The organism is Ramlibacter sp. (genome assembly GCF_036676645.1).
Classification (GTDB): Bacteria; Pseudomonadota; Gammaproteobacteria; order Burkholderiales; family Burkholderiaceae_C; genus Ramlibacter.
Window position 1 is genome coordinate 84714 of sequence record NZ_JAKFCM010000031.1, and the last position, 20199, is coordinate 104912.

Genomic DNA, 20199 nt, shown 5'->3' on the forward strand with positions numbered 1-20199 from the left:
CGGTGGCGCTCCCGTCAGTTCCGGGGCGCGGAGGCGGTCGAGGCAGCGGGCGCCGCCGGCGTGGCCGGCTTGCCGTCCTTCCAGGGCACCGGCTTGACCGGGTTGCCGGGTTGCAGTTTCTGGAAACCGTCCACCATCACCTGCTCGCCCGCCTTCAGGCCGTCGAGGATCACCCACTGGCCGTTCTGCGAGCCGCCGACCTTCACCGGCCGCGGGGCGACCTTGCCGTCGGGTGCGACCACCATCACGCTGTCGCCCTGCTGCGAGCGGGTCACGGCCTGCTGCGGCAGCAGCACCGCGTTGCTGGCGGTGGCCTGTTCGATCTGCACCCGCACGTACATGCCGGGCAGCAGCAGGCCCTTGGGGTTGGGCACCTCGGCGCGCAGCGAGACGTTGCCCGTGGCCGGGTCCACCTGCAGGTCGGCGAACAGCAGGCGGCCGGGCTGCGCGTAGGTGCTGCCGTCCTCCAGCACCACCTTGACCGGGGTGGCGTCGGCGCCGGAGCGCTTCAGCCGGCCCTGTTCCAGGGCGCGGCGCAGGTTCAGCACCTCGGTCGAGGACTGGGTGATGTTCACGTACAGCGGGTGGATCTGCTGGACCAGGGCCAGCGGCGTGGCTTCGCCCTGTCCGACCAGCGCGCCCTCGGTCACCAGCGCGCGTCCGATGCGGCCGGAGATGGGTGCGTTCACCAGCGCGTGGCCCAGGTTGATGCGCGCCGTCTTCACGGCGGCCTCGCCGGCCGCGACTTCCGCCTCGCCGGCCTTCTGCGCCGCCACCGCGTTGGCGTACTCCTGCTTGCTGATCGCGTTGGCCTCCACCAGCGGGCGATAGCGCTCGGCCAGCGCCCTGGCCTGGCCCAGGTTGGCCTGGCCGCGCGCCAGCGTCGCCTGCGCGCTGGCCAGCGCCGCCTCGTAGGGCGAGGCGTCGATGCGGAACAGCGGCTGGCCGGCCTTGACGTCGCTGCCTTCGCGGAACAGGCGCTCCTGCACGATGCCGGCGGCGCGCGCGCGCACCTGCGCCGTGCGCGAAGCCTCCAGCCGGCCCGGCAGTTCGGTGACCAGGCCGACGTCGTGCGGCTGCACTGTCACCACGCCGACTTCCGGCGGGGGCATGCCGCCACCCGGTGGGGCGGAGGCGTTCGGATTGTTCGACTGGCCGCAGGCGGCAAGCAGGAGCGCGGCGGCGAGGACGGGGGCGATCAGCAGGTTCTGGCGCGACAGGGGCATGGTGCCGGGCGAAGGCAAAGCCGGTCAGTATACGAATCGGCCCTTGTGCGTGCAGGGGCTACCCGTGCATGGGCTCGCGCACGCTTCGGGTCATTGCCGCGGGTTCGTGCGCGCCGGCGAAATCCGTGCGCACGATCGCGTGCGTCATTTGCGCGACGGCCCCGCGGACCGCGCGTCGCCCGGCCGCGACCGGCTGTCGCGGATGCCGCCTGCGTGGGTGTAACAACCGGTGACACCGCGGTGGCGGATGAGGTACAACCGCCGCCAAGTCCAACCTACCCGACCGTGGCGGTCATCGTGACCCCGATTCCCATCGACCATGCAGTGCCAACGGCAGTACCGGCCCCTCAGGTCTCCCCATCCCCCTCCCTCCCCCGGCGGGGCTGCCTGAGTGATGGGTCACGAGAGCTTTTCCCGCGGCGACGCTGATTTCCCGGCCACCGAAGCGGCGCCGCTCGACGCCCTGTTCACGCCGTCGCGGCCCACCGACATCGACGAAGGCGGACCGGCCACCCAGTCCCCCGCGGAAGACCACGGCGCGATCTGCACCTTCCTGTATGCGCGGCTGCACAACTTCGCGGCGGCGTGCTCCACCGTCGCCGGCCCCGAGCTGACGGCCTTCGTCAACGAATCCCGGCGCGCGTTGTCGTCGGCGGCGATCAAGCTCGGCGGCGAGATCGCCCAGCGCCGCCCCGACTCGATCCTGTGCGCCTTCACGCACAACCCCGAAGACCGCATTCCCACCCACGCCAAGCGCGGACTGCACGCGGCCATCCTGACCGTGCACGAGGTCATGCAGCTGGCCGCCCGCGTCGGCCCGCAGCTCGAGGCGGCCGGCGTGCCGCCGCTGTGGATCGCCGTGGGCGTGCACCTGGGCGCGGGCGAGGTCACTCCGCGTGCCAACAATGCCGAGCGCATGGTCCATGCCACCGGCGAGGCGGTCGAGATCGCGCGCCTGCTCGAGGGCGTGGCGGCCGACCTGCGCTGGGGCCTGGTCGCCTCGGCCGGCACCCGGCTGGCCGCCGGCACCCGGGTGGAGAACGGGCGCAGCGCCAGCATCGGGCTGCCCGACGACTCGTTCCTGGAACTCACCGAGATCAGCGGCCTGGTGCCACGCGCCGGCTCGAGAACGCCGCCCAGCCACTACGCCATGCTGCGCGAGTCGCTCCAGCTCAACCAGCAGGTCGCCCGGACCAGCGCCGGTGCGCCCGTCGGCACCGGCAACCTGCTGATCGAGGACTACCGCGTGCTGCGCAAGATCGGCGAGGGCGGCAATGCCTCGGTCTACCTGGCGCAGCCGGTGGGCGGCGGCCCGACCCAGGTGCTCAAGGTGATGCGCACCGACGGGCCCGGGGGCGACGCCGGGCTGCAGCGCTTCCTGCAGGAGTACGCGCTGCTGGCCGGCATCGACCACCCCAACGTGGCGCGCTTCTTCCGCCAGGGCTTCTCGGCCGGGTGTGCCTACATCGCGATGGAGTACTTCCCGCTGGGCGACCTGCGCAGCCGCATCCGCCGCCTGCTGGATCCCGCCATCGCGCTGTACTACCTGCGCCAGATTGCCGCCGGGCTCGAGGCGATCCACCAGGCCCACATCGTGCACCGCGACCTCAAGCCGGACAACATCATGATCCGGCACGACGGCATCGTCGCCATCACCGACTTCGGGGTCGCCAAGCAGGTCTCCATGCTGATCACCGACACCGGCGCCGGCGAGGTCGTGGGCACGCCCTACTACCTGAGCCCGGAGCAGGCGCAGGGCCACCGCGTCGACGCGCGTTGCGACCTGTACAGCCTGGGCGTGCTGGCCTACGAGATGCTCACGGGCAACAAGCCCTACCACGCCACCACCACCAGCGAACTGCTGCGGCTGCACGTGGAAGCGGCGGTGCCCACGCTGCCGCCGCAGCACCGCCAACTGCAGCCGATCCTGGACCGGCTGATGGCCAAGGATCCGCGGCAGCGCTACGCCTCCGCCGCCGAGCTGCTGGACGACCTGGACGGGCTGCAGGCATGACGGTGTCGGCAAGCCTCACCTTCGCCGGCCCCTGGGAACTGGATGCCGTGCTGGGCCGCGGCCGCCACGCCACCGTCTACCGCGGCTTCGATCCCCAGGGCCATGCCGCGGCGGTCAAGGTCGCGCGCCATGCCGACCTGGCGCGCGAGCACCGATTGCTCGCCACCTTCAGGCATCCGCACCTGCTGCAGCCGCTGGGGTGCGGCCGTGGGCCGCAGGGCCAGTGGCTGGCCACCGAATGGGCGCAGGGTGGGGCGCTGCAGGAGGCCCCGCCGGGCGGCTTCGACGAGGCGCGGCTGCGCCGCTGGCTGGGCGAGGCGGCCGGCGCGCTGGCCCACCTGCACCGCTGCGGCTGGGTGCACCGCGACCTCAAGCCGGCCAACCTGCTGCTGCGCGCCGACGGCGCGCTGGTGCTCGCCGATTTGGGCGAGGCGGTGCCCGCGGGCACGGCGGGCCCGGCCGTGGGCGGCACCCTCGTCGGCTCGCCGCGCTACGCCGCGCCGGAGCAGTCCGGGGGCGCGCCCGCCACGCCGGCCGCCGATGTCTACAGCCTGGGCGTGCTGCTGCACGAGTGGCTGACCGGGCGGCCGCCGTTCGGCGGCGAAACGCCGGCCGAGGCCCTGGCGCAGCACCTGGTCGCCCCGGTGCCGCGGCTCCCGGCCGCTCGCGCCCGCTGGCAACCGCTGCTGGATGCCTTGCTGGCCAAGGATCCGGCCCACCGCCTGCCCGACGGGCAGGCGGTGCTCACCAGGAACGCAACGTGAATTCCAACGACCACTACCTCGTCGACGTCATCGGCTTCAACGACGTGGAGCGCGCCATGCTGGCCAGCATCTTCGCGCTGGCCGCGCGCCGCGACCCCGGCTTCGCCCAGTTCGAGCCCGGCACGCCCGGGCGCACGCCCGACGTCTACCTCGTCGACGCCGACCAGCCCGAGGCGATGAAGGAGTTCCGCTCGCTGCACCAGCGCGCCGGACTGCCGTCGGTGCTGATCGGCACCAGCGCCCAGGGCACCGACTTCCCGGTGCTGCCACGACCGCTGCAATGGGCGCGCCTGCTGCAGGCGCTGGACGACGTGGTCTCCGCCGGCGACGACGGCGCACCGCTCGTGGCGCCGGCCGCCGACGCGCACGCCCACCTGCGCCGCAGCCTGCCCGGCCACGGCCGCAGCCAAGGCCACAGCCATGGGCACGGCCGGTCCAACTCGCCCCAGGCGGTGCCCGAGGCCGGCGCCGCGAAGCGGATGATGGCCGACACGGTGCTGGTGGTCGACGACAACGCCACGGTGCGGGCGTTCATGCAGGCCAAGCTGGCGCCGTTCGGCTTCGACGTCGACTTCGCCGAGACCGGCGAGGAGGCGATCGGCCTGTCCGGCTCGCACGAATACACCTGCGTGTTCCTCGACGTGGTGCTGCCGGGCATCGACGGCTACCAGGTCTGCAAGCTGATCAAGTCGAACAGGCAGGCGATCCGCAAGACGGCGGTGGTCATGCTGACCAGCCGCAGCTCGCCCTTCGACAAGCTGCGTGGCTCGCTGGCGGGCTGCGACGAGTACCTCACCAAGCCCCTGGACGAGGATCGCCTGCTGGAGGTGATCGCGAAGTTCCTGCCCAGCGGGCGCAAGCAGGCGGAACGGGCGGCGCGCAAATGAACGGCAACGGCAAGTCCATCCTGGTGGTCGACGACACGCGCTCCATGCGCAAGATGGTCTCGGCCGTCCTGGCCGGCGCCGGCTACGAGGTCTCGGAGGCCGGCGACGGCGCCGAGGCGCTGCAACTGGCCCGGGCCCGGCAGTTCGACCTGGTCGTGACCGACCACAACATGCCGGTCATGGACGGCGTGACGCTGGTGCGCGAACTGCGGCAATTGCCGCAGTACGACGCGGTGGCGCTGATCGTGCTGTCCACCGAGGTGGACCCGGTGCTCAAGCAGAAGGGGCGCGAGGCCGGCGCCACCGGCTGGATGGCCAAGCCCTTCGACCCGCAGCGCATGCTGGACATCGTAGGCAAGTTCGTCTGATCCGGGCCCGGCCATGAACCAGCCGTCCACTGCCTTCGGCGACGCCAACGCGTACCGCGAGATCTTCTTCGAGGAGACGCACGAGCACCTGGCGCAGGTCGAGTCCATCCTGCTGCGCCTGCAGCCGGAGCAGGCCGGCGGCGACTGGCAGGCCGACCTGAACGCGATCTTCCGGGCCGTGCATTCGATCAAGGGCAGCGCGGCCATGCTGGGCTGCCAGGACATGGCGGCGCTGGCGCACCTGCAGGAGAACCTGCTGGACCTGCTGCGCAAGCAGGAGCGGCCGCTGGAAGCGGCCGACGTGCAGGCGCTGCTGCGCGCCGGCGACGCGGTGCAGGCGCAGGCGCTGCGCCACCGCGGCCTGGCCGACAAGGCGCCCGAGACGGCCGTGGTGGAGGCGCTGCTGCGCGAGCAGCTCGCCCGCCCGCGCGGCGGCGCCCAGGGCGCCGCGCCCGGCCCGGTGCGGCGCGCCTTCCGCGTGCAGCTGGGCCCGCTGGCGCAAGCGATCCCCGGGTCGGAGCTGGAGATGATGCTGGCCGGCCTGGCCGAGATGGGCAGCGTGGGCGACACCCGGGTCGACAACGTCGCCGGCGGCGGCGTGGCCTTCGACGTCGAGCTCGAGGGTACGGCCATGGACCTGCAGAGCGTGCTGGCGCTGCTGGTGCCGCCGGAGCTGGTCGCGATCGAGCCGCGCCAGGCGAGCGGCGCGCCCGCGGCCGTCCCGGCGGGCGCGGCGCCGCCCGCCACCCCGGCCCCGCTGCCGGGCGTGGACCTCGGCGACGAGCTGTTCGTCGACCCCGAGGAGTTCCGCCGCCGGCGCGAGGCCGCCACGCCCGCGCAAGCGGCCCGGCCCGATCCGGTCGAGGCGCCGGCGCCGATGCCGGCCCCGGCCGAGCTGGCCGAGCCGGTCGGCCTGTCCGCCACCGACACCGGCTACATCCGCGTGGCCACCGAGAAGATCGACCTGCTGGTCAACCTGGTGGGCGAACTGGTGATCACCGAGGCCATGCTCGCGCGCACCAGCCACCTGGCCGGGCCGGACGTCGGCGGCGCCCGCTTCTCGGAAGGCGGGCTGGCCGACCTGTCGCGCCACACGCGCAACCTGCAGGAGGCGGTGCTCGCGATCCGCATGCTGCCGATCTCCAACGTCTTTTCGCGCTTCCCGCGCCTGGTGCACGAACTGTGCACCCGGCTGGGCAAGCGGGTCGAACTGCGCTTCGGCGGCGAGAGCACCGAGCTGGACCGCGGCCTGATCGAGAAGATCTCCGACCCGCTCACCCACCTGGTGCGCAATGCCGTGGACCACGGGCTGGAAACGCCCGAGCACCGCAGCGAGGCCGGCAAGCCGCCGGTCGGCCTGCTTCGCCTGCATGCCACCCAGCGCGGCGGCAACGTGGTGATCGAGGTGAGCGACGACGGCCGTGGGCTGGATCGCGAGCGCATCCTCGCGCAAGCGGCGCGGCGCGGCATCCCGGTGCCCGAGGACGCCACCGACGCGCAGGTCTGGCAGCTGGTGTTCATGCCGGGCTTTTCCACCGCCGAGCAGGTGACCGAGGTGTCCGGCCGGGGCGTGGGCATGGACGTGGTCCGGCGCAACATCCAGGCGCTGGGCGGTACCGTGGACCTGTCGTCCGCCGCCGGCTGGGGCACCACGGTGACGGTGAGCGTGCCGCTGACGCTGGCCATCATCGAGGCCATGACGGTGTCCGTCGGCGACGCGATCTACGTGCTGCCGCTGTCGGCGGTGGTCGAGTCGCTGCAGGTGCAGCCGGGCGAGATCCACAGCCTGCCGGGCCACGGCGACACGCTGCGGGTGCGGGACGACTACCTGCCCGTGCTGCAGCTGGCGCGCCTGTTCCCGCCGCAGCACCCGGCGGAGGGTGCCGACACCATCGCGGTCATCGTCGAGGCCGAAGGACACCGCGCGGCCCTGGTGGTCGACCAGCTGGTCGGCCAGCAGCAGATCGTGGTCAAGAGCCTGGAGGCCAATTTCCGGCGCGTGCCGGGCCTGTCGGGCGCCACCGTGATGGGCGACGGCTCGGTCGCCCTCATCCTCGACGTGAGCCACCTGGTGCGCCTGTGCAGCGGCCGCCAGGCCTCGCACGCCTGAGTGCAGCCGCAGCAGGAGCTTTCCCCCATGCCAACCCAAACCCTCATGCGCAATCCCGGCGAGGCCGCGGCCGATGCAGCCGCGCGCGAATTCCTCACCTTCCGCCTCGGCGCCGAGAGCTACGCCATCGACATCCTGAAGGTGCAGGAAATCCGCGGCTGGGAGCCGCCCACCGCGATCGCCAACTCGCCACCCTTCATCAAGGGCGTCATCAACCTGCGCGGCGTGATCGTGCCCATCCTGGACCTGCGGGTGAAGTTCCGCCTGCCCAAGGCCGAGTACGACGACTTCACGGTGGTGATCATCCTGAACGTGGCCGCGCGCGTGGTCGGCGTGGTGGTGGACTCGGTGTCCGACGTGCTGGCCCTGGCGCAGGAGGCGATCCGCCCGACGCCGGAGTTCTCCTCGGCCACCTTCGACACCCGCTACATCACCGGCCTGGCCACCGTCGAGGAGCAGCTGCTGATCCTGCTGGACATCGAGAAGCTGATGACCTCGGCCGACATGGCCCTGGTCGACGCCGCCACGCACTGAGGAAGGAAGTTCCATGTCGATCCGATTCGAGGCCGAGAAGCTGCTGAGCCTGCAGATCGTCACGCTGCTGTTCGCCACGGCCTGCGCCGCGGGCTTCGGCTACTACGCCACCCAGCAGGTGCGCGCCGAGGCCGACGCCGCCATGACCCTGGTCCGCGACCACGGCATGGCCGCCGGCCGGGCCAAGGGCGAGGAGAACTTCCTGCGCCGCGAGATCGCCGAGTTCGAGCAGTCGCCCCAGCGCGCCGACGCGCCGGACCTGGACCCGGGCGAGGCGGCGGCGCTGCGCGCATCGGCCGAAGCCCACCTCAACGCATTGCGCCAGAAGGCCGAGGAGTCGCGCCGCAAGGGCGACCAGGCGCTGATCGCCGCCCAGCGGGAGACCGACCGCATCGCCGAAGAGAGCGACCGCCTGCTGATGCAGGCCGGCGGCATCCTGGCGCTGGTGTTCGGCATCGCCTGCCTGCTGGCCTGGAAGTTCCGCGACTGGATCCGCGAGGCCAACGTGGGCCCGCTGCGCAGCGCCGTGCAGCTGGTGCGCCGGGTGGCCGACGGCGACCTCACTGCCAGCGGCGAGGGCATGGACCGGCTGCACACGCGCAAGCTGGCCACGGCGCTGGAGGACATGACGGCCAAGCTGCGCACGCTCACCAGCGAAGTGCAGCGCAGCGCCCGCACGGTGGCCGACACCAGCGCGCAGATCGCGCAGGGCCACCTGGACCTTTCCCAGCGCACCGAGGAGCAGGCCAGCACGCTGGAGGAGACCGCCAGCTCGATGGAGGAACTGACCTCCACCGTCGCCCACAACGCCGACAACGCCCGCCAGGCCAGCCAGCTGGCGGCCGGCGCGTCGGATGTGGCGCGCAAGGGCGGCGAGGCGGTGTCGCAGGTGGTTGCCACCATGAACGACATCGCCGGCGCGTCGCGCCGCATCGGCGACATCATCGGCGTGATCGACGGCATCGCCTTCCAGACCAACATCCTGGCGCTCAACGCCGCAGTCGAAGCGGCGCGGGCCGGCGAGCAGGGCCGCGGCTTCGCCGTGGTGGCCGCCGAAGTGCGCGGGCTGGCCCAGCGCAGCGCCGCCGCCGCCAAGGAGATCAAGGGCCTGATCGGCGACTCGGTCCAGAAGGTCGATGCCGGCACCCGCCAGGTCGACGCCGCCGGCCGCACCATGCAGGAGATCGTCGATTCGGTGCGCCAGGTCAGCGCCCTGATCGCCGAGATCGCGGCCGCCAGCCAGGAGCAGAGCTCCGGCATCGGGCAGGTCAACACCGCCGTCGCGCAGATGGAGCAGGTGGTGCAGCAGAACGCCTCCCTGGTGGAGGAGGCCACGGCCGCCACCGAGTCGCTCAAGGAGCAGGCCAGCGCGCTGCTGCAGTCGATCTCGCGCTTCAAGATCGGCGAAGGGCCGGCGCCCGCTGCGCTCGAGCCGCTGCGGCCGCCGGTGGCGCCGGCGCAGGCCGCGCCGCCGCCGATCCGGGTGCGGCCGCCCAAGCCGGCGCTGCCGCGCGCCTACGCCGGGCTGGCCAGCCGCATGCGGCAGGAGCCGCCGACGGACAGCAACTGGCAGGAACTCTGAAGGGGACCCATGTCTAGTTCCGACATTTCGGTGGCCGCCCGCCTCAACGCGCTGGTTGCCCTGCAGATCCTCGCCCTGCTGGCGGTGGCCGGCATCGGCCTGTACGCGCCGCAGCTGCCGGGCGGCATCGCCGCTGCCGCGGCCCTGATGGGGCTGGTCGTCGTCCTGGCCGCCGCCTGCGCCCTGTGGCTGCGCCTGCAGGTGCGCCGCGGCATCCTGCGCTCGATCCGTGCCGCCGCCGAGGTGATCGAGCGCGTGGCGCGCGGCGACCTCGGCGCCCGGGTGGAGGTGTCCTCGCATGGCGAGACCCAGAAGATGCTGGAAGGCCTGGACGCGATGACCGAGGGGCTGCGCACCCTGGTCGCCGAAGTCACGCGCGGGGCCGGCGCCGTGGCCGACACCAGCTCGCAGATCGCCCAGGGCAACCTGGACCTGTCGCAGCGCACCGAGGAGCAGGCCAGCACGCTGGAGGAGACCGCCAGCTCGATGGAGGAATTGACCTCCACCGTCGCCAACAACGCGGAGAACGCGCGCCAGGCCAGCAAGCTGGCCGCCGAGGCCGCCGACACGGCGCGCAAGGGCGGCGAGGCGGTCGACGACGTGGTGCGGACCATGGACGACATCCTGGACGCGTCGCGCCGCATAGCCGACATCATCGGCGTGATCGACGGCATCGCCTTCCAGACCAACATCCTGGCGCTCAACGCCGCAGTGGAAGCGGCGCGGGCCGGCGAGCAGGGCCGTGGCTTCGCCGTCGTGGCCGCCGAGGTGCGCAACCTGGCGCACCGCACCACCGCCGCGGCCAAGGAGATCAAGGGCCTGATCGCCGACTCCGAGCAGAAGGTGCAGGCCGGCTCGACCCGCGTGGACGCCGCCGGCCACACCATGGTCGGCGTGGTGATGTCGGTGCAGAAGGTCAGCGGCCTGATCGCCGAGATCGCCGCCGCCAGCCAGGAGCAGAGCGCCGGCATCGGCCAGGTCAACGGCGCGGTCGCGCAGATGGAGCGGGTGGTGCAGCAGAACGCCTCGCTGGTCGAGGAAGCGGCCGCGGCCACCGAATCGCTGAAGGACCAGGCCGACGCGTTGCTGTCGCTGGTGTCGCGCTTCGGCCAGGGCGGCGCGCCGGAGGCGGCGATCACGCCGCTGCAGGCGGTGCCGTCCGCGCCCGAGCCACCGGCGGCGCCGCCGCCGATCCGGGTGCGCGCGCCGCAACCGTCCCACGCGCCGCAACCGTCCCACGCGCTGCCGCCGGCCTACGCGGCCGCCATCGCGCCCGCCACGCGCAAGGGCTCCGCCGCCGCCGGCGACTGGGAAGAGTTCTAGGCCCGCCATGTCGCTCGAGGAGGCGGGCCTGCTCGGCGAAGCGGAGTTCGAGCTCGCGCGCCGGCTGATCGCCGATTACGCGGGTATCAAGCTCAGCCCGCACAAGCGCTACATGGTGCACAACCGGCTGTCGCGCCGGCTGCGCGCGCGCGGGCTGGCCAGCTTTGCCGAGTACCTGCAGCGGGTGCAGGACGACCCGGCGGGCGAGCGCGAGGACTTCGTCAACGCCCTCACCACCAACCTCACCGCCTTCTTCCGCGAGCCGCACCACTTCGAGCTGCTGCGCGAGCGCGCGGCGCGGCACCGCGAGCGCAGCCGCGAGCCGATGCGCGTGTGGTGCTCGGCCTGCTCCACCGGCGAGGAAGCCTGGTCGATCGCGATGACCCTGCGCGAGGCGGGCTGCCCGGCCGAGGTGCTGGCCACCGACATCGACACCGACGCACTGGACACGGGCGTGGCCGGCGTCTACCCGCACGAGCGCGCGGCGCACCTGCCGCCGGACCGGCTGCGCGCGCACTTCCTGCGCGGCGTCGGCCCGAATGCCGGCCGCGTGAACGTGCGGCCGGAACTGCGCCCGATGGTGAGTTTCGCCCAGCTCAACCTGCTGGCGCCGGCCTGGCCGGCGCTGGGCAGCTTCGACGCGATCTTCTGCCGCAACGTGGTGATCTACTTCGACCGCGAGGCGCAGAGGCGCCTGCTCGGCCGCTTCGCCGCGCTGCTGCGCCCGGGTGCGCTGCTGGCGGTGGGCCATGCCGAGAGCTTCCCGGCCGGCCACCCGGGCTTCCGGGCCTGCGGGCGTACCGCCTACGAGTTCACCGGGTCGGCCTGAGCCATGCAGGGCGAAAAGCCGCAGCGCTACTTCGACCGCGACTTCAAGGTCGAGTCGGTCAAGATCCTGCCCGGGCAGTACCACGCCGGCCGTGGTCCGGGCTCGATTTCCACCGTGCTGGGCTCCTGCGTGTCCACCTGCCTGTGGGATCCGGCCGAGCGCATCGGCGGCATGAACCACTTCATGCTGCCCGGCCAGCCCGGCACCGCGCCCTCGCCGTCGGAGGTCTCGGGGCGCCTGGGCGTGTACGCGATGGAAGTGCTGATCAACGAGATGGTCCACGCCGGCGCCGACCGACGCCGGCTGGTGGCCAAGGTGTTCGGCGGCGCCCGCGTGCTGCAGGGCTTCGAGACGCTGGACGTGGGCGCGCTCAACAGCCAGTTCGTGCTGGAGTTCCTGCACGAGGAGAACATCCCCGTGCTGGCCCAGGACCTGCTGGGCATCTCGCCGCGCAAGATCCACTTCTTCCCCGACACCGGCAAGGTGCAGATGCGCAAGCTGCACCTGCAGTCCGGCGACGCGCTGCAGCGCGAGGAGCGCGCCTATCTCGCGCGCCTGTCGCGCCAGCCGGGTGCCGGCGAGATCGAGCTGTTCGAGCCGCCGCGATGATCAAGGTCCTGGTCGTCGACGATTCGGCCGTGATGCGGGCCTTCCTGGGCCGCGTGGTGGGCTCGCAGCCGGACATGGAGCTGGCCGGGGTCGCGTCCGACCCGCTGCTGGCCATCGATCGCATCCGCCGTTCGCCCCCCGACGTGATCACGCTGGACGTCGAGATGCCGCGCATGAACGGGCTGGAGTTCCTGCGCAAGCTGATGGCGGTGCGGCCGCTGCCGGTGGTGATGGTGTCCTCGCTGACGCAGCAGGGCGCCGAGGCCACGCTGCGGGCGCTGGAGCTGGGCGCAGTTGACTTCTTTCCCAAGCCGGCGTCGCTGGAGGCGCTGGACGCCGTCGGCCCCGGCATCGCCGAGAAGATCCGCGCCGCGGCGCAGGCCCGCGTGGGGCGGCACGACTGGGCGGCCGCGCCCCTGGCGCCGCTGCGGCCGGCAACGGTCCGGCCGGCGGCGCGACCGGCCGGCGGCAGCATCATCGGCATCGGCGCCTCCACCGGCGGCGTGGAGGCGCTGCGCCACATCCTCACCGCACTGCCCGTGGCCATGCCGCCGATCGTGATCGCGCAGCACATGCTGCCCGGCTTCACGGAGACCTTCGCGCGCCGACTGGACGCGGATTGCGAACTGAGCGTGCGCGAGGCGCGCGACGGCGAGGAGGCGCGCGAGGGCGGGGTGTACATCGCACCCGGCGGGCGCCACCTGCTGGTGCAGCGCAGCGCCGGCGGCCTGCGCCTGCGCCTGAGCGACGATCCGCCGGTCAACCGCCACCGGCCGTCGGTGGACACGCTGTTCCGCTCGCTGGCGCAGGCGGCCGGCCCCCGCTGCATCGCGCTGATCCTGACCGGCATGGGGGCCGACGGCGCCGAGGCGATGCTCGACTTGCGCCGCGCCGGCGCCACCACGCTGGCCCAGGACGAGGCCAGCAGCGTGGTGTTCGGCATGCCGCGCCAGGCGATCGCGCTCGGGGCGGCCCGGGAGGTGGTCGCACTGGGCCAGGTCGCGGCGCGGCTGCTGGCGCTCAGCGCGCAGGCGGCGCAGTAGCGCGCGTGCCGGACCAGGCCTGGCGGTGTCATTCCGGCGCAAGCCGGAATCCATCTCCCGGCCGCTGACAGGCGACTGCGCGCATCCAGGCGGCAGGTGATGGATTGCGGCTCGAGGCCGCAATGACAAAGGAACCGTGTCATTCCGGCGCAAGCCGGAATCCATCTCCCGGGCCGCGGGTGGGCGGCGGCGCGCATTGGGGCGGCAGGTGATGGATTGCGGCTCGAGGCTGCAATGACAGGTCCTTGGGCAACGGCGCCCGCTCAGGCCTCGGGTTCCTCCTGCAACTGTTGCAGCAGGTACATCCGCTGGTAGATCCCGCCCTCCAGCGCCATCAGCTCCTCGTGCGTTCCCTCTTCGGCCACCCGCCCGTGGTTCAGCACCACGATGCGGTCGGCGCCGCGCACGGTGGACAGGCGATGCGCGATGGCCACCACCGTGACCCGGCCGTGCAGCGCGGCCAGCGCCCGCTGCACGGCCTGCTCGGTGTCGGAGTCGATGTGGGCCGTGGCCTCGTCCAGGAACAGGATGCGCGGCCCGCCCGCCAGCGCACGGGCAATCGCCAGCAACTGCTTCTGGCCCACCGACAGCCGCGCGCCCCCTTCGCCCAGCGGGGTGTCGTAGCCCTGCGGCAGCGCCGCCACGTGCCCGTGCAGGTGGGCGGCCCGGGCCGCGGCTTCGACCTGCGCATCGGTGAGCGGCCGGCCCATGGCGATGTTCTCGCGCACCGTGGCCGCCAGCAGGAAGGGCTCCTGCGGGACCAGCCCGACGCTGTCGCGGAAGTGGTCCTCGCCGATCGCGTCGACCGGCGCGCCGTCGATGCGGATGCGACCGGGCGGCGCCGGGTAGAACCGCAGCAGCAGCGACAGCAGCGTGGTCTTGCCGCTGCCGGTGTGGCCCACGATGCCGAAGAAACCGCCCGCCGGCACCTGCAGGCCGACGCCCTGCAGCACCGGGTGGCCGGGCTGGTAGGCGAAGTCCAGCGCGTCGATGTCGATGGCGCCGGCCGTCACCTGCGCCGTTCCGCCGGATGAAGGCGCCTCGCCCTCGCGCAGCAGCGCCTGCACGCGCGCGGCGCCCACCAGCGCCTGCTGCAGCTGGGCGAACTGCATGGTGATCTGGATCAGCGGTTCGACCACGCGCGAGAGGTAGCCGATGAAGGCGTACAGCACGCCGACCTCGGCGGTCCCGAGCGCGCCGCCCTGGCTGCGCAACCCGAACACCCCGATCAGCCCGGCCAGCAGCGCCACGTTCAGCAGGTCCAGCACCGGCCGCAGCAGCCAGGCGTTGGCGCGCAGTTCCAGCCGGCGCGACTGGTAGTGCGCTTCGTTCAGCGCCGCGAAGCGCGCGCCGAAGCGGGCGGCGGCGTTGCTGGCCTGCAGCACCGGCATGCCCGAGATCGCCTCCGCCATCTGCGCATTGAGGTCGCTGCGCAGTTCGCGCGTGCGCGACACGGCCGGCGCCGACAGGCGCTGGTAACTCGCCACGATCAACGCCACCGCGGGGGCCAGCAGGGCCACGATCAGCATCAGGCGCCAGTCCAGCCACAGCATGGCCACGCCGGTGCCGGCCAGCACGATCACGCTGTCCAGCATGACGAACAGCACCTGCACGTACAGCTGCTTGACGGCCTCCGTGTCGTTGGTGACCCGGCTGACCAGCTGGCCGGTGATGGCGCGGTCGAAGAAGGCCATGGGCAGGCGCAGCACGTGGCCGTACGCCTCCTCGCGCACGCGCTGCACCGAGCGCATCGCCAGCCCCGCCAGCCGCACGATCTGGCCGAAACGCAGCCAGCTCGCCAGCCAGCCGGCCACCAGGGCCCCCAGCAGCAGCGCGGCGATCTCCACCCACTGCGCGTGGCGCGGCAGCAGGTATTCGTCGATCAGGTACTTGCCGGCCAGCGGGCCCAGCGTCTCCAGCCCGGCGGCCAGCAGCAGCCAGCCGGTGGCGTGCAGCAGGTGGCGGCGCTCGGGGGCGGCGGCGCGCACCAGCAGCGCGGCCGCATCACCGAACAGCTCGCTGCGCGGCGTACGGGAAGGGCGGTCCTGCTCGCGGGCCGGCACGGTACCGGCTTCGCCGGGCCGCTGGTGGCGCCCCTTGAGGGCCTGCGAAGGCGCTTCGGGGTGGTCGTCAATCCTCATCCAGGCTGGCTTCCAGTTGTTGATAGCGCCACTGGCGCGCATACCAGCCATCCGCCGCCAGCAGGCCGGCGTGGTCGCCTTGCTCGGCGACGTGGCCCTCGCGCAGCACCAGGATGTGGTCGGCGTCCGCGACGGCGCTCAGCCGGTGGCTGGCGATCACCACGGTGCGGCCCACGCGCGCCTCGCGCAGGTGGGCCAGGATGCGGGCCTCGGTCGCCGTGTCCACTGCCGACAGCGCATCGTCCAGCAGCAGCAGCGGGGCATCGGCCAGCAGCGCGCGGGCGATGGCGACGCGCTGGCGCTGGCCGCCGGACAGCGTCACCCCGCGCTCGCCCACCGGCGTGTCGTAGCCGCGCGGCAGCCGGACGATGTCCTCGTGCACGGCAGCCAGGCGCGCGGCGCGTTCGATGGCTTCCCGCGTCGCCTGCGGCCTGGCCAGCGCGATGTTGTCCGCTACGCTGGCCGAGAACAGGAAGGCTTCCTGCGGCACCCAGGCGATGGCGGCGCGCAGCGCGTCCAGCGTGTAGTCCTGCAGGTCGCGCCCGTTCCACTGCAGCGAGCCGGCGTCCGGCGCGCGGTGCCGCAGCAGCAGGCGCAGCAGCGTGGTCTTGCCGGCGCCGGTCGGGCCGACCAGGCCCAGCGTGCGGCCGGGCGGCAGCCGCAGCGAAACGCCCTGCAACGCCGGCTGCGCCTGGCCGGGGTAGTGGAAGCCGACAGCCTGCGCAGCCAGCAGGCCGGGCTCGACCCGCGCGACCGTACCGTGGTCCTCGACGGTGAGCGGCGCGTCCAGCACCGGCTGCAGCCGCGACCAGGCGGCCCTGCCGCGCTCCAGCAGCGACAGCACCCAGCCGGCGGCGAACATCGGCCAGATCAGCTGCCCCAGGTACAGGCTGAAGCTGGTGAGCTGGCCGACGGTGAGTTCGCCGGTCCATACCAGCCAGCCGCCGGCGCCCAGCACCAGCGTGGTGGCGGTGGCCAGCGACAGCCCCACCGCCGGCTCGTAGGCCGCTTCCCAGCGCTGGGCGCTGAAGCTGGCGTCGGCGGCACCGGCCGCGAGCGCGGCGAACTGCGCCCGGCTGCGCGCCTGCAGGCCGAGCGCGCGCACCGTGCGCACGCCGGCCAGGGTCTCCTGCACCTGGTCGTTGAGCGCACCGAAGCGCTCCAGCGACAGGCGCGAAGCCTCATGCACGCGGCGCGAGATGAGCCAGAACGCCAGCGCCATGAAGGGGAAGGGCAGCAGCGCGAAGGCGGCCAGCCGCGCATCGACGCCCAGGGACATCATGGCGACCACCAGCACCAGCGTCAGCGTGCCGTCGAAGCCGGCCAGGATCGCTTCGCCGGCCGCCATCTCGACGGCGTCGATGTCGTTGGTGGCCAGGGCCATCAGGTTGCCGGTGCGGCGGTCCTGGTAGAAGGCCGGGCCTTGCCGCGACAGCCGCCCGTACAGGCGCTGGCGCAGTTCCACGCCCAGCCGGTAGGCCGCTGCGTAGAGCCGCAGGCGCCAGCCGACCCGCAGGATGTAGACCGCCACGCCGGCGCCCAGCAGCCAGGCCAGTTCGCGCTGCAATTGCGCCCGCGGCAGCCCGCCCGCGACCAGCTGGTCCACCACCAGGCCGATCTGCCGCGGGATCCACACGATCAGCAGTGCGATGCCCAGCAGCATCACGGCGGAGGTGGAGTAGGCGATCCAGTGGCGGCGCAGGAACTGGCCGATCAGGCGGTACAGCGACATGGGGGCGCGGCGCGCGGCGGCGCCGGGGAAGGCGTGACCGATTCTAGGGAGGCAGTGTCCGCCACGTGCGGGCCGTGGCGGGCGCGCCCGCCAACCATCACCACGGCCCCCTGGATGCCTGCAGCCGCCCGCCGCGGTGCGAGACGCGCATCCTGGCTGGCGCCAGGATGCCGTGGACGGACGCCGGCCTCAGCGCAGCCGCTGCGCCACCACGTCGGTGTCGCCGCTGGCGCCAGTCGCGGTCCAGGCCAGCAGCAGCCCGCCGCCGGCCAACGCGGCCACCTGCACGTCGGCGCCCGCTGCCACGGCGACCGGGTCGCCCACCGGGTGCGCCAGCGCGTCGAAGCGGTAGGCCACCAGCCCGCTCACCGGATCGCCGGCGATCACGACGAAGCCGCCGTCCGGCAGCGCGGTGGCGGCCAGGGGCGGAGTCGGCATGGTGCCGGCATAGCCCTGGGCCTGGCCATCGGCGGCATAGAGCTGGAGCGAGCCATAGACCTTGACCGGCGACAGCACGACCGTGCCGCCCCCTTGCAGCGGCACCAGCAGGCTGCCTTCGGCCATGCCCGCCGCCCCGGTCGGCAGCAGGGGCGCGCTGGCGCCCTCGAACGGGTGGTAGCGCAGCGCGGTGTGGCCCATCAGCCGGTGGAAGGTGGTCAGCACCCAGCCGCCGGACGGCGCCGCCGTGAGCTGGAAGCCCGAGTCCGTTTCCCCGGCGGCCGCCTGCGACGGCGAGCCCAGCGGTTGGCCGGTGGCGTCGAAACGCTGCACCCAGAACTGCGGGTGGCGGCCATCGGCGTCCTCTTCCACCTGCGCCCAGCCCAGCAGGAAGCTGCCGTCGGCCCAGCGCACCAGCGCCGGGTCGGCGACGTAGCGCAGGGTGGTGGCACCGATGCGGTCCTGCAGCACGGCCCCGACCTCGGTGTCCGCCAGCCGGTTGCCGCCCGCGTCGAAGCGCTGCACCCGGATCGCCGATCGCGTGACCCAGGGTTCCTCCGCCGAAGCCGGGCCGGACACGGTGCCGGCCACCACGAAGCCGCCGTCGGGCAGCACGGCCGCTGCGGGCCGTCCCTGGCTGGCATCGATGGGCGTGCTGAAGCCGTCGCCGGCGGCCACGCCCTGCGCGTCGAATCGCCTCATGTGCACGGTGGCCGAGGGACTGCCGTCGCCTTGCGACAGCCACGCGATGCCGTGCCCGCCGCCGGAGGCGCCGGTGGCCAGCAGCACCTGCTGGCCCGCGGCTTCGGGGTTCACCTGGGCGGCCGGGCCGGCCGCGTAGGTCTGCGAGAGGGCATTGGAGCCGGGTGCCTGCGCATTCACGGTCGCTCCTGTGGGCAAGGCGCCTGCGGCGCCGCCCCCGCCGCCGCAGGCGGCCAGGACAGCGGCCAGGGCCGCGATCGAACAGACGATGGAAGTCCTGCGTGCCGCATGGTTCCCTGCGGCGGGGGTACTGCTGGTGGTCATGGAAGGCCTTGGTTGAGGGCGTCCCATCGTAGGAAGGCGGTTGCGCGCCGCGTGTAGGTCAACCGCCGCGCCCGCTAGCTCCTTCGGGCTGCCTCGGCCGTGGCCGGCCTTGCCCCGGGGCCCGCCATCGGCACACCGGCGGCGTGCCGACGGTCAGCTGCGCGCATCGATCACCAGCTGGGTCTGGGTCACGACCGCGCACAGCTTGCCGGCTTCGCTGGTGATGGACGTCTGCCACACCTGGGTGCTGCGGCCGCGGTGCAGGGCCACGCATTCGGCGCGCACCGTGCTGCCCACCCTGGCGCCAGAGATGAACTTGGTGCTGGAGTCGGTGGTCGTGGTCGACTTGCCGGCGGGCAGGTTGACCAGGGTGCCGACGGCGCCCAGCGTGTCCGCGAATGCCATGCAGGCGCCGCCATGCAGGATCCCGCCGGCGGTGCACAGGTCGGGCCGCACGGCCATTTCGGCCCGCACGCGGTCCGGCTCCACCGCCAGCAGGCGCACGCCCATGAGGCCGGGGAACAGCGGCTGCAACAACGACTGGAGCGGGGCGGTGTCCATCATGGGGGGGGGGTGACCTCGGCGCAGTGGCAACGGGCTCCGATTGTGGGCCAGCGGCGCCGGGCGCGCCGTCTCGCTGGAGCGGTCGTCCATGCCGGCATCCTGGGGCCGGCGCGCGAGGGCGGCCGGCGCCGGAGCTCAGGCGTTCAGGGGCCGCCCGACCCGGATGCCCTGGCCCGCCGCGCGCGGCGCCCGCGCCATCAGCGGGACGCGCACCACGAAGGTGGCGCCGCGCTCGGGGCCGGCGCTTTCGGCCTGGATGGTGCCGCCGTGCAGCTCCACCAGCCGGCGCACCAGTGCCAGCCCGATGCCCAGGCCCGGTTGCCCGCGGGTGGCCCGGCGCTCGCGGCGGAAGATGCCGAAGATCGCCTCCAGTTCGCCGCGCGCGATGCCGCAGCCGTTGTCCGAGACGCGCAGTTCGGCCTGGTGCGCGTCCTCGTCCACATCCAGGCTGACGTGGATGGAGCCGCCCGGCTGGGTGAACTTGCAGGCGTTGTGCAGCAGGTTGGTGCAGACCTGGGCCCAACGCAGGGCATCGCCCCGGATCCAGGCGGGCTCGCTGCAGATCCGGCTGCCGACCTGCTGCCCGCGCTCGGCGAACATCGGTTCGCAGGCCGCCAGGGTTTCGTCCAGCACCTGCTGCAGCAGCATCGGCGAGCGGTCGAGCAGCACCTGGTTGTTGACGATGCGGCCGACGTCCAGCAGGTCGTCGACCAGGTGGCAGATGTGCCGCACCTGCCGGCGCGCCACCGGCAGCGCGCGGCGCAGCAGATCGGGGTCGGACTGGCCGCGCTCGAGGATCTCCAGCGCGGCGTCCAGCGGCGCCATCATGTTGCGAAGCTCGTGCGCGACCGTGGCGATGAAGATGTCCTTGCGCTCGTTGTCGCGCGAAACCCGCTCCAGCACCGCCTGGCTCGCCCGTGCCTGGAGTTCCTGCCTCAGCGCTCGCGCCGGCGCGTCGTCATGGGAATGCATGTGTCGTCTCTCCGGTCATGGAACGTAGGATGGCGGC

At 73.1% G+C, this 20199-nt stretch carries 17 protein-coding genes; 11 read left to right on the top strand and 6 right to left on the bottom strand.

What is annotated here, in order from left to right; all coding sequences use genetic code 11:
• Positions 1–14: 14 nt before the first annotated feature.
• Positions 15–1226, bottom strand: a complete 1212-nt coding sequence (locus tag V6M57_RS05550; RefSeq protein ID WP_332813991.1) for an efflux RND transporter periplasmic adaptor subunit — start codon at positions 1224–1226, stop codon at positions 15–17.
• Positions 1227–1620: 394 nt separating this feature from the next.
• On the opposite strand from V6M57_RS05550, the gene V6M57_RS05555 reads away from it, so the two are divergent.
• Genes V6M57_RS05555 through V6M57_RS05605 form a run of 11 tightly spaced genes read left to right on the top strand, consistent with a single transcriptional unit; the run spans position 1621 to position 13289 of the window.
• Complete coding sequence (locus V6M57_RS05555; RefSeq protein WP_332813992.1) at positions 1621–3240, top strand: serine/threonine-protein kinase; 1620 nt, start codon at positions 1621–1623, stop codon at positions 3238–3240.
• Positions 3237–4004 (top strand): serine/threonine-protein kinase, encoded by a 768-nt coding sequence (locus V6M57_RS05560; RefSeq protein WP_332813993.1) that lies wholly within the window; start codon positions 3237–3239, stop codon positions 4002–4004. Before V6M57_RS05555 ends, V6M57_RS05560 begins: the two co-directional genes overlap by 4 nt.
• The gene (locus V6M57_RS05565) at positions 4001–4891 is read left to right on the top strand and encodes a response regulator (RefSeq protein ID WP_332813994.1); all 891 of its coding nucleotides are present in this window, start codon (positions 4001–4003) and stop codon (positions 4889–4891) included. The genes V6M57_RS05560 and V6M57_RS05565 overlap by 4 nt, the downstream gene beginning before the upstream one ends.
• The gene (locus tag V6M57_RS05570) at positions 4888–5259 is read left to right on the top strand and encodes a response regulator (protein ID WP_332813995.1); all 372 of its coding nucleotides are present in this window, start codon (positions 4888–4890) and stop codon (positions 5257–5259) included. The genes V6M57_RS05565 and V6M57_RS05570 overlap by 4 nt, the downstream gene beginning before the upstream one ends.
• A gap of 13 nt (positions 5260–5272) precedes the next feature.
• A complete protein-coding gene (locus V6M57_RS05575; protein ID WP_332813996.1) occupies positions 5273–7369 on the top strand; it encodes a chemotaxis protein CheA in 2097 nt (698 codons plus the stop codon).
• Positions 7370–7396: 27 nt separating this feature from the next.
• Positions 7397–7903 (top strand): chemotaxis protein CheW, encoded by a 507-nt coding sequence (locus tag V6M57_RS05580; protein WP_332813997.1) that lies wholly within the window; start codon positions 7397–7399, stop codon positions 7901–7903.
• 13 nt (positions 7904–7916) lie between these two features.
• Positions 7917–9485 carry a methyl-accepting chemotaxis protein gene (locus V6M57_RS05585; protein WP_332813998.1) on the top strand — a complete coding sequence of 523 codons (1569 nt, stop codon included), beginning with the start codon at positions 7917–7919 and terminating at the stop codon, positions 9483–9485.
• Positions 9486–9494: 9 nt separating this feature from the next.
• Positions 9495–10808, top strand: coding sequence for a methyl-accepting chemotaxis protein (locus tag V6M57_RS05590; RefSeq protein ID WP_332813999.1), 1314 nt, complete (start codon positions 9495–9497; stop codon positions 10806–10808).
• A 7-nt stretch (positions 10809–10815) separates the two neighbouring features.
• Complete coding sequence (locus V6M57_RS05595; RefSeq protein WP_332814000.1) at positions 10816–11637, top strand: CheR family methyltransferase; 822 nt, start codon at positions 10816–10818, stop codon at positions 11635–11637.
• A gap of 3 nt (positions 11638–11640) precedes the next feature.
• Positions 11641–12246, top strand: a complete 606-nt coding sequence (gene cheD, locus V6M57_RS05600) for a chemoreceptor glutamine deamidase CheD (RefSeq protein WP_332814001.1) — start codon at positions 11641–11643, stop codon at positions 12244–12246.
• Positions 12243–13289, top strand: a complete 1047-nt coding sequence (locus tag V6M57_RS05605) for a protein-glutamate methylesterase/protein-glutamine glutaminase (RefSeq protein WP_332814002.1) — start codon at positions 12243–12245, stop codon at positions 13287–13289. Before cheD ends, V6M57_RS05605 begins: the two co-directional genes overlap by 4 nt.
• 263 nt (positions 13290–13552) lie before the next feature.
• Here the strand turns inward: V6M57_RS05605 and V6M57_RS05610 are convergent, their stop codons facing one another.
• The 5 genes from V6M57_RS05610 to V6M57_RS05630 form a co-directional block, all read right to left on the bottom strand.
• On the bottom strand, positions 13553–15430 hold the full coding sequence (locus tag V6M57_RS05610) for an ABC transporter ATP-binding protein (RefSeq protein ID WP_332814003.1): 1878 nt from the start codon (positions 15428–15430) through the stop codon (positions 13553–13555).
• Positions 15420–17162, bottom strand: a complete 1743-nt coding sequence (locus V6M57_RS05615; protein WP_332814004.1) for an ATP-binding cassette domain-containing protein — start codon at positions 17160–17162, stop codon at positions 15420–15422. Before V6M57_RS05615 ends, V6M57_RS05610 begins: the two co-directional genes overlap by 11 nt.
• A 189-nt stretch (positions 17163–17351) precedes the next feature.
• Entirely contained in the window at positions 17352–18626 is a 1275-nt protein-coding gene (locus V6M57_RS05620) for a hypothetical protein (RefSeq protein WP_332814005.1), read from the bottom strand.
• A gap of 153 nt (positions 18627–18779) precedes the next feature.
• A complete protein-coding gene (locus tag V6M57_RS05625; protein WP_332814006.1) occupies positions 18780–19190 on the bottom strand; it encodes a PaaI family thioesterase in 411 nt (136 codons plus the stop codon).
• Positions 19191–19325: 135 nt separating this feature from the next.
• Positions 19326–20162 carry a sensor histidine kinase gene (locus V6M57_RS05630; protein ID WP_332814007.1) on the bottom strand — a complete coding sequence of 279 codons (837 nt, stop codon included), beginning with the start codon at positions 20160–20162 and terminating at the stop codon, positions 19326–19328.
• Positions 20163–20199 lie beyond the last annotated feature (37 nt).

What these genes read in the sequence shown, in the direction of transcription:
- V6M57_RS05575 (WP_332813996.1), top strand. Translation starts at nt 5,273, where the DNA reads ATGAACCAGCCGTCCACTGCCTTCGGCGACGCCAACGCGTACCGCGAG.
- V6M57_RS05585 (WP_332813998.1), top strand. Translation starts at nt 7,917, where the DNA reads ATGTCGATCCGATTCGAGGCCGAGAAGCTGCTGAGCCTGCAGATCGTC.
- V6M57_RS05630 (WP_332814007.1), bottom strand. Translation starts at nt 20,162, where the DNA reads ATGCATTCCCATGACGACGCGCCGGCGCGAGCGCTGAGGCAGGAACTC.
- V6M57_RS05610 (WP_332814003.1), bottom strand. Translation starts at nt 15,430, where the DNA reads ATGAGGATTGACGACCACCCCGAAGCGCCTTCGCAGGCCCTCAAGGGG.
- V6M57_RS05625 (WP_332814006.1), bottom strand. Translation starts at nt 19,190, where the DNA reads ATGATGGACACCGCCCCGCTCCAGTCGTTGTTGCAGCCGCTGTTCCCC.
- cheD (WP_332814001.1), top strand. Translation starts at nt 11,641, where the DNA reads ATGCAGGGCGAAAAGCCGCAGCGCTACTTCGACCGCGACTTCAAGGTC.
- V6M57_RS05595 (WP_332814000.1), top strand. Translation starts at nt 10,816, where the DNA reads ATGTCGCTCGAGGAGGCGGGCCTGCTCGGCGAAGCGGAGTTCGAGCTC.
- V6M57_RS05560 (WP_332813993.1), top strand. Translation starts at nt 3,237, where the DNA reads ATGACGGTGTCGGCAAGCCTCACCTTCGCCGGCCCCTGGGAACTGGAT.
- V6M57_RS05615 (WP_332814004.1), bottom strand. Translation starts at nt 17,162, where the DNA reads ATGTCGCTGTACCGCCTGATCGGCCAGTTCCTGCGCCGCCACTGGATC.
- V6M57_RS05620 (WP_332814005.1), bottom strand. Translation starts at nt 18,626, where the DNA reads ATGACCACCAGCAGTACCCCCGCCGCAGGGAACCATGCGGCACGCAGG.
- V6M57_RS05570 (WP_332813995.1), top strand. Translation starts at nt 4,888, where the DNA reads ATGAACGGCAACGGCAAGTCCATCCTGGTGGTCGACGACACGCGCTCC.
- V6M57_RS05590 (WP_332813999.1), top strand. Translation starts at nt 9,495, where the DNA reads ATGTCTAGTTCCGACATTTCGGTGGCCGCCCGCCTCAACGCGCTGGTT.
- V6M57_RS05550 (WP_332813991.1), bottom strand. Translation starts at nt 1,226, where the DNA reads ATGCCCCTGTCGCGCCAGAACCTGCTGATCGCCCCCGTCCTCGCCGCC.
- V6M57_RS05605 (WP_332814002.1), top strand. Translation starts at nt 12,243, where the DNA reads ATGATCAAGGTCCTGGTCGTCGACGATTCGGCCGTGATGCGGGCCTTC.
- V6M57_RS05580 (WP_332813997.1), top strand. Translation starts at nt 7,397, where the DNA reads ATGCCAACCCAAACCCTCATGCGCAATCCCGGCGAGGCCGCGGCCGAT.
- V6M57_RS05555 (WP_332813992.1), top strand. Translation starts at nt 1,621, where the DNA reads ATGGGTCACGAGAGCTTTTCCCGCGGCGACGCTGATTTCCCGGCCACC.